Consider the following 11,721-nt stretch of genomic DNA (forward strand, 5'->3'; position numbering starts at 1 on the left):
CTGATGGGAGGCTACCAAGTAGTTCATCAAACGTACAAATGTTCGACTAACGAACACCAGGCTGGCGCGTCCTTTATCCAAAGTTGCGCATGGCAAGCCCTGTTCAGGTGTGGCCTGTGGGGCGCAAGATAAGCCATGAAAAAGATGCTTACCGCCGGCCTGTCTGCGACGGTCCTGGTCCTGGGTGCCATAACAGCAGCCACCCCGGGCCTTGCCGCCGCGCCGCCGTCCCCACCGGTGCCGGGGCAAATCCTGGTCAAATTCCGGGACGGCAGCACTGCCACCGCCGTCCTCGGCATGCACGGACTCAGCGACGGCCCGGCAGTGGGCAGTACCGGCGCCCACCTCATCAAGGTGCCGGCAGGCAGGGAACTGCAGCTTGTGGCCGCCCTGGGCCGGAGCCCCGCAGTTGAGTACGCCGAACCGGACCAGCTGGTGACTGCCGCTACCGCCGACCCGTACTTTGACCGCCAGTACGCCCTCCAGAACGTGGGGCAGTCCTTCACCAACACCGCCGGAACGGTCACGGTCCCGGAAGGCACCAAGGATGCCGATGTGGATGCCGTCGAGGCGTGGAACGTCACCAGGGGAACCGGTGTCAGGGTGGCGATCGTCGATTCCGGTGTTGCCATCAACCACGCCGACATCTCTTCCAAGGTGGTTGACCGGGCAAACTTCAGCGACACCCAGATCCTGGCGCCGGAGGATTACGACAAGTACGGCCACGGCACCCACGTGGCCGGCCTCGTGGCTGCCACGGCGGACAACTCCCTGGGGGTTGCCGGTGTGTGCCCGGGCTGCTCCATCCTGGACGCGAAGGTCCTCAACAGCAACGGGTCCGGGTCCTCCTCCGGCATCGCCAACGGCATCGACTGGGCCGTGGGAAAGGGCGCCAAGGTCATCAACATGAGCCTCGGACAGCGGGTCTCATCACGGACCCTCGAGGCCGCCGTCAACAACGCCTGGAACCAGGGGGTGGTGATCGTCGCCGCAGCCGGCAACGCAGGTACGCAGGCCCAGGTCTACCCGGGCGCCTACCCGAACGTCATCGCCGTGGCCGCCACGGACAACAAGGACGCGAAGGCATCATTTTCAACGTTTGGGAAGTGGGTGGACGTTGCCGCCCCGGGCGTCGGGGTCTACTCAACCCTCCCGGACTACGCCACGGTCCTGGGCACGCAGAACTCCCTGTCCCCGGGCTACGACATCCTCAGCGGCACATCGATGGCGTCCCCCATCGCCGCCGCCACAGCCGCACTGGTCTGGAGCACCCCGTCCGGCACCTCCAACTCTGCCGTCCGCGCCAAGGTTGAATCCACGGCCGATCCGATCTCCGGCACCGGGTCGTACTGGGCGCACGGCCGGGTGAACGCCTGCAAGGCAGTGGGCGTCCCGGTATGCTGAGCGCGGCAGGCGGGCCGGTCCGCCGTCGTCCTCCCACCGTCCGGTCCTGCTCCCCGAAGGAGGTCATGGGATGCAGCCAGCGCTCCCTCGTTCCAGACGCTTCCGGCGTGTAGCGGCAACGGCCGCGGCTTTCCTGGCGCTCGCCGCCGCAGGGTGCACCGGCGGCCCGAAACCGCCGGACCCGCCATCACCCCTGCCCGACGTGCACATCGCCGCCGTCGGTGACATGAACCCCGAGGGAAATACCGACCCGGACAGCCCGTCCGGCCGTAACGGCGCAGCGATTGCCCGGCTGGCGGCGAACAACGAAATCGACGCGTTCCTGGGCCTGGGCGACTTCCAGTACAGCACCGCGCGCTGCGCGGACTACGTGAACTACTGGAAACCGCTCTGGGGCGGCACGCTGCCCAAGCTGTACTGGGTGTCCGCCCCCAACCACGACTGGGAACCAGGCCGCAACGAAGACCTGGACAACTTCATGAACGGCCAGTGCCCGGGCTCCACGGACAAGGCCGCGATCAACCAGGAGCGCGGGTTCGTCCCGAACGGCCAGCCCTATTCGAAGGACTTTGGGAAGTGGCATTTCGCCTTCCTGTCCTCAGCGTTGTGGCGGTACGACACCCCGGATGCCAAGGCCGCGACGGACTGGCTGGACCAGGATCTCTCGGCCGCGCAGGCCGCCGGCCAGCACCTGGCAGTGGTCTACCACGAGCCGTACTTCACGTCGGACACCAGCGAACACGGCCGGACCGAAGAGAACAAGCCGTGGATCGACGTGATGTGGAAATACCGCGTCCGCCTCACCCTCTCGGCCTCGCAGCACAACTACGAGCGGTCATGCCCGGTGAACAATGCCGACAAATGCGTCGACGATGGAATGACGGCCTTCCAGGTTTCCACGGGCGGCATCGATACGCGCCCCTTCACCGGCCGCCGCCCGGCCTACATCGCAAAACGCTTCAGCGACAGCCGTGGCTTCCTCCAGCTCACGCTGCACTCCGACGGATCCTTCGACTGGAACTTCACGGCAACCACCGGGTCCGGCACGGACTCGGGGAGCCGCGCGGCACCGTAATCGCGAGGTCCATGACTCCCATACATCACTACCGAAAATAGGGGACTCACCGCCTACCGGCCCATCTTCGTCGGCGCGTATAGTCTTACCCACCTCGAAGTACCAACGACGTTGCGGGAGCACCGGGCATGGCTCGTTATGGGATGAAGATGGCAGGCACATTGCTGGTCTGTCTTGGGCTGCTGTTCACAGGCATTGCCCTGGTGTCAGCAGCACCATCCGGAAACACGGACCTGGTGGGCAACGACATTTCCTGGCCCCAATGCGACAAGGCGCTTCCGGCCGGGCAGGCGTTCGCGATCGTGGGTGTCAACGGAGGACTGGCCAACAACACGAACCCGTGCCTCATTAAGCAACTCGATTGGGCCAAGTCCTCCACAGGGGGAACCACTCAGCCCTTGGTTGCTTTGTACGTAAACACGGCGAACCCGGGGCGCACGGGTTCTTGGTGGCCCTCGTCCAACATCTACCCCGAGGGCTCTGGCATCGAGATCACCAGCGGCCCCTACGGAAAATGCAATCCCAATGGTGAAGCCGCAGGTCCGGTCGACGTCGCCTGCTCATACATGTACGGCTACGCGAAGGCCTACGACGATGCGAACAAGCGGGGCGTGGCGAGTCCCGGTACGTATTTGTGGTGGCTGGATGTGGAGACAGGCAATAGCTGGCAAACGGGGGCAACGAACTCCACGGCCCTGAACCGGGCCACACTCGAAGGGATGGCCGACTACTTCCGGAGCAACACTGACGGAAAGAACGGCCCCGGTGTCGGAATCTACTCAACAGGAAGTCAGTGGCGAAGCATTGCCGGTACCGTACCGTCCAGCAGTTCACTGGCCGGGCTGCCAAGTTGGCTTGCGGGGGCAAAGACCCTGCGGGGCGCGCAGTCGAATTGTTCCCTCTCTCCGTTGACCCCAGGCGGCAAGGTGACAGTCACCCAATACGTATCCGCCGGACTCGATTACGACTACTCCTGTAAATAGGAGCTCCGCTGTCTCGATACCCCGGCGCACGGGCGGGTGAACGCGGCCAACGCCGTGAAGTAGGCCTGGCCGCGTTCAGCCCCGCGGCAGGTCAGTCCCGCGCCTGGAGCCCCGGCACGCCGTCGCGGATCTCGAAGGAAGCCTTGGTGGCCACCGGTGCACCCGGCGTCGTGACGTGGTCCAGCGTCCTGAAGTCCGCGGTCATGGACTCGCTGGTGATGCGCGTGTTCACGTAGCCGCGGTTGTCGTTGTAGAACTTTAGGTGCGGGTTCCAGGCCATGACGGGGTCGGCGGTGGAGCCGTTGCCGTCGCCCGTTGAGGTGATGGAGGTGCACACCAGCTCGGAACCCACCACGGGGGAAGCCGGGTCCTTGTAGTCCACCTTGACGTCGTTGGCCCAGTTGCGGTGCACGTCGCCGGTGAGCACGACGGCGTTCCGGACGTTCGCGTCCACCCAGCCCTGGGTGATGCGGCGGCGGGAGGAAACATACCCATCCCACCCGTCCATGGACACGTCGTCGATCTCCGGCGCCTTGTTCCGGTCCCGCTCGGCGAAGAAGACCTGCTGGCCCAGGATGTCCCAGCGCTGCGTGGAATGCCGGAACCCGTCCAGCAGCCACCTCTCCTGCTCGGCGCCGGTGATGGTCCGGTCCTCCGCCAGCCGCCCGGCGACGTTCTTCTTCCAGCCGTCGCCGGCAAGCTGGTCGTCGCGGTACTGCCGGGTATCCATCATGTGGAAGTTGGCCAGCTGGCCCCACTGGAGCCTCCGGTAGATCTTCATGTCCGGACCCGCCGGAAGCGACGACGGCCGCAGCGGCATGTTCTCGTAGTACGCCTGGAATGCTGCGGCACGGCGTTGCCGGAAGTGCTCCACGCTGTCGTTCAGCTGGCCGGCGTCGCTGTTCTCCGGCACGTCGTCCGCCCAGTTGTTGTCCACCTCGTGGTCATCCCAGACCACTGCCCACGGTGCGACGGCGTGCGCTGCCTGCAGGTCGGCGTCGGCCTTGTACTGCGCGTGCCGCTGCCGGTAGGTCTCCAGGGTGACCGTCTCCGGGCCCTCGTGGTCGCGCGGGTTCCCGCCGCCGATCACGTAGCTGCCCTTCTTGTATTCGTAAAGGTAATCACCCAGGTGCAGCACCAGGTCCGGGTGGTCCTCGGCCAGGCGGCGGTAGGCGGTGAAGTAGCCGTGCTCGTACTGGGCGCAGCTGGCGAACGCCATGGCCAGCGCGGCCGGCGTCTCATGCAGCGCCGGGCTGGTCAGGGTCCGCCCCACCGGGCTCAGGTGCTTGCCGGCGCGGAACCGGTAGAAGTACTCGCGGCCCGCCTTCAGGCCCCGCAGTTCCACGTGCACCGAGTGCGCGGTTTCGATCCGGGCCTGCTCGACGCCGCGGGCCACCACGCTGCGCATGCCCTGGTCCTCCGCCACTTCCCACTGCACGGCCACCGGGCGGGACGGCATGCCGCCCAGCCCGTCCTCTGCCACGGGGTTGAGCGCCAGGCGCGTCCAGAGCACGAAGCCGTCCGGCCACGGCTCGCCGGAGGCGATGCCGAGCATGAAGGGATTGGTGCGGAGGCCGGCGTCGTCAGCGGTGGAAACCGCGACGGCGGCACTCGGCAAAGCGGCCACCAGGCCGGCCCCGAGGCCGGCGGAAATGAGGGTTCTGCGGGAGATGTTGTCCATGGCTCCCAACGTATTTCCAGGTTCTGTACAGGTTTAGAGGAGGATGTGAATGCGCGGTTAACGGCGTGACAAGGCTTGTTAGATCCCTTGTTCCTGTCTTCACCGCCGCACGGGCCTTTGGACTCTGGTTCCAGCGGGCGCCGCCGGGCATCGTTGGCACATACCCCGCCCAGCCAGCGAAAGAAGACACCATGCCCCGCACTTCCGTCATCACCGGTGCCGCCTCAGGGATCGGAAAGGCAACCAAGGAACTGCTCGAACAGCGGGGCGAACGCGTGATTGGCGTTGATCTCCACGACGCCGAAGTGGTGGCCGACCTCTCCACCGCGGAAGGCCGCGGCGCCCTGGTGGATGCGGTGCGGAAAGTCAGCGGCGGCAGGATTGACGCCATCTACGCAGTGGCCGGTCTCGCGATCCCGGCTCCGGCCACGGTGGCCGTGAACTTTTTCGGTACCGTCGCCTCGATCGAAGGGCTCCGGCCGTTGCTGGCCGGATCGGAGGCACCGCGCGCCGTGGTGGTTTCCTCCATGGCCGCCCTCATGGCCAGCGACGATGAGCTCGTGGCGGTGCTGACTGACGGGGACGAACCGGCCGCCATGGACCGGGCCCAGGTTTTGGCCAAGGAACCGGCCACCACCGGACAACTGATCTACGCCTCCACCAAGCTGGCGCTGTCCCGGTGGGTCCGCCGGAAAGCTGCAAATGCCGAGTGGGCAGGAGCCGGGATCCCGCTGAACGCCGTGGCGCCCGGCGTGATCGCCACGCCCATGACCGCCGACCTGATCGACACTGAACAGGAGCGGGAATCGCTGCTGAAAGTGGTCCCCATGCCGCTGAACGGCATCGCCGAACCCATCGTCGTCGCCCGCCTCCTGGCCTGGCTCAACAGCGCCGAAAACACCCACCTCTGCGGGCAGATCGTCTACGTGGACGGCGGCAGCGACGCTGTGCTGCGCGGCGACTCCGTCTGGTGACGGGCCACCTCCGTTCCTAGCTGATGGCGGTCATGATGTTCCAGCCGCCGCCGATGTTGATGCGTGTGCCGAAGGTTCCGTTGCCTTGGCCGGGGTAGGTCCAGAGGCTGCCGTCGGTGTCGCGGGCGACGAGGTCGGGTTTGCCGTCGCCGGTGAGGTCCCCTGCTGCGCTGATGGCGGTCATGATGTTCCAGCCGCCGCCGATGTTGATGCGTGTGCCGAAGGTTCCGTTGCCTTGGCCGGGGTAGGTCCAGAGGCTGCCGTCGGTGTCGCGGGCGACGAGGTCGGGTTTGCCGTCGCCGGTGAGGTCCCCTGCTGCGCTGATGGCGGTCATGATGTTCCAGCCGCCGCCGATGTTGATGCGTGTGCCGAAGGTTCCGTTGCCTTGGCCGGGGTAGGTCCAGAGGCTGCCGTCGGTGTCGCGGGCGACGAGGTCGGGTTTGCCGTCGCCGGTGAGGTCCCCTGCTGCGCTGATGGCGGTCATGATGTTCCAGCCGCCGCCGATGTTGATGCGTGTGCCGAAGGTTCCGTTGCCTTGGCCGGGGTAGGTCCAGAGGCTGCCGTCGGTGTCGCGGGCGACAAGGTCGGGTTTGCCGTCGCCGGTGAGGTCCCCTGCTGCGCTGATGGCGGTCATGATGTTCCAGCCGCCGCCGACGTTGACGCGCGCGCCGAGCAGCCCGTTGCCCTGGCCGGGGTACGTCCACAGGCTGCCGCCGCTGTCCCGGGCCAGGACATCGGCCTTGCCGTCACTGGTGAAGTCCCTCGCCACCGGGGCCGGGGCCGGTACCGGAGCCGGGCCGGTGAAGAGGAGGCGGTTGGGGGTTCCCGCTGACACGTTGGTGACAGTGCCCTGGGTGGCCGCAGCCGTCAGGTCCGCTGCCACCGCAGCCGGCGTCTGCTGCGGGTTCCGCGACAGGGACAGCGCCGCAGCGCCGGCAACGTGCGGAGACGCCATGGACGTGCCGCTCAGCGTCGCTACCGAGGTGGTGGAGGTGTCCCAGTCGGACTGGATGTTCACCCCCGGGGCATACAGGTCAACGCAGCTCCCGTAATTCGAGAACCCTGCCTGCCGGTCCGAGGAATCGCTGGCCGCCACGGTCAAGGCCTCGGCCACCCGTGCCGGGGACGTGGTGCAGGCATCCACCGCGGCGTTTCCGGCAGCCACCACGGCCGTGACGCCGTCGTTGATGATTCCCCTGATGGCGTCATCCAGCGTGGTGCTGGTGGGACCGCCAATGCTGAGGTTGGCCACCGCGGGCGTGCCGGCGGCATGCTGTGAGGCGATCCAGTCCAGGCCCGCGATGACGTCGGAGTCATACCCGGAGCCGTCGCAGCCGAGCACCCGCACCGGGACCACGCTGGCTGATTTGGCTACCCCGAAGGTCTTCCCGGCGATGATGCCGGCAACATGCGTGCCATGGCCGTTGCAGTCGCTGCTGCCCTTGCCGTCGGCAATGGCGGTCCAGCCCGGCGCCACTCGGCCGCCAAAGTCGGTGTTTTCCGCCAGGACCCCGGTGTCGATGACGTACGTGCTGACGCCGGCGCCGCTGGCGGTGGGCGTGAACGTGCCTGAGAGCGGGAGCGCTCGCTGGTCGATCCTGTCCAGGCCCCAGGACGGTGACTGCTGGGTGTCGGCAACCGTCACGGGGGAGTCCGGCTCAATCAGGGCAACACGTGGCGAACGGGCCAGGGCAGCCGCTTGTGCCTTGGTGGCGGTGATGGCCGCTCCCCTGACTGCTGCGGAGAAGGTCCGGCCGATGCGCACGCCCTGGCCCTGCAGTGACTGGGCTTCCGTGGCCACGTCCGAGCCCTTGGTGAAGCGGACCAGGTAGCGGCCCTCGTCACCGGCCTGGGGGCTGGCCGACTGCGCGTCACCGCTGACCGCGGGCGACGGCGGTGGAGCGAGGGCCACCGCAGGGGTGAGCGCCGTGGCCGGCGGCGCCGCCAGCATCACGGCAGCGGCAGCAGCGGCCAGCGCCGCACCGGCGGAGCCCCGGAATCGCTTGGATAATGACATGGGTGGCCTCCTAGTGACCGATCCATCCTGCGGTTAATAGACCTCGAGCGGTTCCGCAGGCCGTTCCGGGCACGGCAAAGGAGGCAGGTGTTGCCGGCCGGCAGCGGATACAGCGGCCGGCAGTAGATTCGGTAGCCCCAGACATCCCTTGTGCTCCCCAGCTTTAGGCGGAAGCGGAAACCATTCCCTGGTCCACACTGCCCGTCCTGTCCAGGAGCCCCGGCTGAGCCCGGGGTCTGTTCTCCAGCGCAGGCGTAGCGCCGGACGGTGTGGCCCCGGCCATTTTACAACTCCCCGGTTACGGAAGCGGCGGCCACACCCTTGTCGCGCTCAACCAGCGGGGCAGGCCGCCCGGAAGGCCAGGTAGCGCGGATCGCCGCGGCCCACCAGCCGGCCCAGTGCCTCGACAGCCAGCGGGTCAACAGCTCCCATGTCGGTGGAAAGCCACTGAACCAGCAGCGATGCGTCCCCGCCGGCCCGCACGGCTGATCCCACAGCCAGGTCCAGCTGGTCCCGCAGCAGCTGCACCGCAAGGGCAACCGACCGGCGGAGCAGGGGTGCCCGGTATGCTTCCAGCGCTTCCGCCACAAGACCATCGCGCAGCAACCGCAGGACCCTCCCGGAATCGGAATGTCCGGCAAGGCCAGCGGCCAGGCGGTAGGGGTTGGACTCCACGGCGCTGCCCAGCATGGACCGCACCCGGAACATCTCCGTCCGGATGGCCTGCGGCGTCCCCGCGTCCCCGTGCAGCTCATACGCCAGTTCCTCGGCGGACCATCCTTGCGAGCGCGAATCCAGCAGCGCCAGGATTTCCGCCCGGCGCAGGGTCAGCGGCACGCGGCTCCCGTCAGCGAACACTGCCGCGGGCTTGTCGTCGAGCAGTTCCAGCGACTCCACCGCCACGGACCTGGCGGCGATGGGCGCGGGCCGCCGCGACGCACGCACGGAAGAGGCAGCCACGGAAGAGGGGGCACCCGGGGAGGTGCCGCCGTCGGACGTTCCCAGCAAGGCCTCCGCCACGCGGACGGCGCACCGCACCATCCTCAGGGTGTCCGCGCTGATGGTGTCCAGCGGCCCCGAGACATCCAGCACGCCCAGCACCCGTCCCGTGGCCGGGTCCGTAATGGGCGCCGCCGTGCAGGCCCACTCGTGGTGCGTGCGTACCAGGTGCTCGGCGGAGAACAGCTGCACGGCGCCGCCGGTAACCAGGGCCTCGCTGATGGCGTTGGTGCCGATGCCCGCCTCGGACCAGTCCGCGCCTTCGGAGAACTCCAGCGTGTCGGCACGCCGGAGCACATCCGGGCTGCCCACCCGCCACAGGATCTCGCCGCTGGCATCGGTGAGCACCAGCAGGTGGCGGCCGGACCGGGAATCATCCGCCAACAGATCGTGAAGCGCGGGCATGACCTGCTGCAGCCGGTGTTCCCGCCGCAGTTCCAGGACCTCGGACACCTCGTGCAGGTGCCGCGGGCTGTGCTGGTCCGGGCTGATGCCCAGGGCCATGGACCGGTGCCACGAATCGACCAGGCGGGCGGGGATCTCGGGCCGTGTGACACCGGCGATGACCAGCTCGTGAGCGCGCCGCAGCGTCCGTGCGTACCGCGCCGGGTCCGAAAACCTCTGGCCGTAGTCCACCGTTTCCTCCTCGCAGCCCGGCTCCCTTGCCGGATCCGTGTAACGCCGCTGTTACCCCCGCCGCGTTCAACTGGTGATTCAGCTCACGCCCGCCCCAGCATATCGGGCGGGTGGAGCCCATGAAACAGCACAAAGGAGTGGAGATGACCCAAACACCCACGGCTGCCGCCCAGGCCTGGCTTGCCGGGCTGGATGACGCGCTGCAGCGGCGCGATCTGGACGCCGCGCTGGAACTCTTCGAGGACGACTGCTACTGGCGGGACTTCGTGGCATTCACCTGGAACCTCAAGACGCTGGAAGGAAAGGGGGACATCCGCCGCATGCTGGCGGCCACCCTGGACCACGTGCAGCCGGCCAACTGGGCACTCTCGGAGGCTGGCACCGGGGACGCAGAGAATGTGGAAGCCTGGATCACGTTCGAGACCGGTGCCGCCCGCGGCTACGGCCACCTCCGGCTGCGGAACGGCAAATGCTGGACGCTGCTGACCACCATGCAGGAACTCAAGGGCTTCGAGGAGAAGAAGGGTCCGCGGCGGGAGCAGGGCGTGGCCCACGAAATTGTCCGCGGCCGCCGGTCCTGGAAGGAACTCAAGGAAGAGCAGGAGGCGCGGCTCGGCTACGAGGAGCAGCCGTACTGCGTGATCATCGGCGGCGGCCAGGGCGGGATCGGCCTCGCCGCCCGGCTGAAGCGGCTTGGCGTGCCCACCATCATCGTCGAGAAGAACCAGAACCCCGGCGACTCCTGGCGCAACCGCTACAAGTCCCTGCACCTGCACGATCCCGTCTGGTACGACCACCTGCCCTACCTGAAGTTCCCGGACGACTGGCCCGTTTTCGCCGCCAAGGACAAGATCGGTGACTGGCTGGAGCACTACACCCGCATCATGGAGCTGAACTACTGGTCCGGCACCGAGTGCGTGGGGGCGGCGTACGACGACGGCACGCAGGAATGGGAGGTCAACGTCCTTCGCAACGGCGAACCGGTGACGCTCCGGCCGAGGCAGCTCATCTTCGCCCTGGGAGTCTCCGGCTACCCGAACATCCCGGTCTTCGACGGCGCCGAGTCCTTCCTGGGCGAGCAGCGGCACTCCTCCCAGCACCCGGGCGGCGGGGACTGGACGGGCAAGAAGGCCGTGGTGATCGGCTCCAACAACTCGGCGCACGATATCTGCGCCGATCTCTGGGAGCATGGGGCCGACGTCACCATGGTCCAGCGCTCCTCCACCCACATCGCGCGCAGCGAGTCCCTGATGGACCTGGCGCTGGGTGAGCTGTACTCGGAGCGGGCGCTCGCCGCCGGCGTGACCACCGAAAAGGCCGATCTGCTGTTCGCCTCCCTGCCCATGCGCGTCCTGCCCGGGGCCCAGGTGCCGGTGTACCAGGAGATGGCATCCCGGGACGCGGAGTTCTACTCCCAGCTGGAGGCCGCCGGGTTCGACCTGGACTTCGGCGTGGACGGCTCAGGCCTGTTCGTGAAGTACCTGCGGCGCGGCTCCGGCTACTACATCGACGTCGGCGCCTCCCAGCTGATCATCGACGGCAGGGTGAAGCTGAAGAACGGGCAGGTCACCAAGATCACCGGCAACGCCGTCGTGATGGATGACGGCACCGAACTGGAGGCGGACCTGATTGTCTACGCCACCGGGTACGGGTCGATGAACGGGTGGCTGGCGGACCTGGTCTCGCCCGAAATCGCGGACCGGGTGGGCAAATGCTGGGGATATGGCTCAGACACGCCAAAAGACCCTGGTCCCTGGGAGGGGGAGCTGCGCAATATGTGGAAGCCCACCAATGTGCCCAACCTCTGGATCCATGGCGGCAACCTGCACCAGAGCCGGCACTACTCCGCCTACCTGGCGCTGCAGCTGAAGGCCCGGATGGAAGGACTCGACACACCGGTCTACGAACTGCAGCCCAGCCACCACACCCGCTGACTCGGCGGTTGAGCCTGT

At 67.5% G+C, this 11,721-nt stretch carries 8 protein-coding genes; 5 read left to right on the forward strand and 3 right to left on the reverse strand.

Annotated elements, in window-relative coordinates:
• Window positions 1–135: 135 nt before the first annotated feature.
• From ACZ9J7_RS12585 to ACZ9J7_RS12595, 3 genes are all read left to right on the forward strand, one after another.
• Window positions 136–1,404: a S8 family serine peptidase gene (locus ACZ9J7_RS12585; RefSeq protein WP_476209812.1), complete on the forward strand. Its 1,269-nt coding sequence runs from the start codon at window positions 136–138 to the stop codon at window positions 1,402–1,404.
• Window positions 1,405–1,474: 70 nt separating this feature from the next.
• Window positions 1,475–2,479, forward strand: a complete 1,005-nt coding sequence (locus tag ACZ9J7_RS12590) for a metallophosphoesterase family protein (RefSeq protein ID WP_476209813.1) — start codon at window positions 1,475–1,477, stop codon at window positions 2,477–2,479.
• Window positions 2,480–2,628: 149 nt separating this feature from the next.
• Window positions 2,629–3,462, forward strand: coding sequence for a glycoside hydrolase family 25 domain-containing protein (locus ACZ9J7_RS12595; protein WP_476209814.1), 834 nt, complete (start codon window positions 2,629–2,631; stop codon window positions 3,460–3,462).
• Between the two features lie 91 nt (window positions 3,463–3,553).
• Here ACZ9J7_RS12595 and ACZ9J7_RS12600 read toward each other — a convergent pair whose 3' ends face one another.
• On the reverse strand, window positions 3,554–5,143 hold the full coding sequence (locus ACZ9J7_RS12600) for an alkaline phosphatase D family protein (RefSeq protein WP_476209816.1): 1,590 nt from the start codon (window positions 5,141–5,143) through the stop codon (window positions 3,554–3,556).
• A 191-nt stretch (window positions 5,144–5,334) separates the two neighbouring features.
• Here ACZ9J7_RS12600 and ACZ9J7_RS12605 point away from each other — a divergent pair, with 191 nt between their 5' ends.
• Window positions 5,335–6,117 carry an SDR family oxidoreductase gene (locus ACZ9J7_RS12605; RefSeq protein WP_476209817.1) on the forward strand — a complete coding sequence of 261 codons (783 nt, stop codon included), beginning with the start codon at window positions 5,335–5,337 and terminating at the stop codon, window positions 6,115–6,117.
• A 16-nt stretch (window positions 6,118–6,133) separates the two neighbouring features.
• Here ACZ9J7_RS12605 and ACZ9J7_RS12610 read toward each other — a convergent pair whose 3' ends face one another.
• Together ACZ9J7_RS12610 and ACZ9J7_RS12615 are read right to left on the reverse strand one after the other, a co-directional pair.
• Window positions 6,134–8,134: an FG-GAP-like repeat-containing protein gene (locus ACZ9J7_RS12610; RefSeq protein ID WP_476209819.1), complete on the reverse strand. Its 2,001-nt coding sequence runs from the start codon at window positions 8,132–8,134 to the stop codon at window positions 6,134–6,136.
• Between the two features lie 330 nt (window positions 8,135–8,464).
• Window positions 8,465–9,769 carry a GAF domain-containing protein gene (locus ACZ9J7_RS12615; protein WP_476209820.1) on the reverse strand — a complete coding sequence of 435 codons (1,305 nt, stop codon included), beginning with the start codon at window positions 9,767–9,769 and terminating at the stop codon, window positions 8,465–8,467.
• A 143-nt stretch (window positions 9,770–9,912) separates the two neighbouring features.
• On the opposite strand from ACZ9J7_RS12615, the gene ACZ9J7_RS12620 reads away from it, so the two are divergent.
• The gene (locus ACZ9J7_RS12620) at window positions 9,913–11,703 is read left to right on the forward strand and encodes an NAD(P)-binding domain-containing protein (RefSeq protein WP_476209822.1); all 1,791 of its coding nucleotides are present in this window, start codon (window positions 9,913–9,915) and stop codon (window positions 11,701–11,703) included.
• Window positions 11,704–11,721 lie beyond the last annotated feature (18 nt).

The sequence above is a fragment of the Pseudarthrobacter sp. TE9888 genome (genome assembly GCF_056279345.1).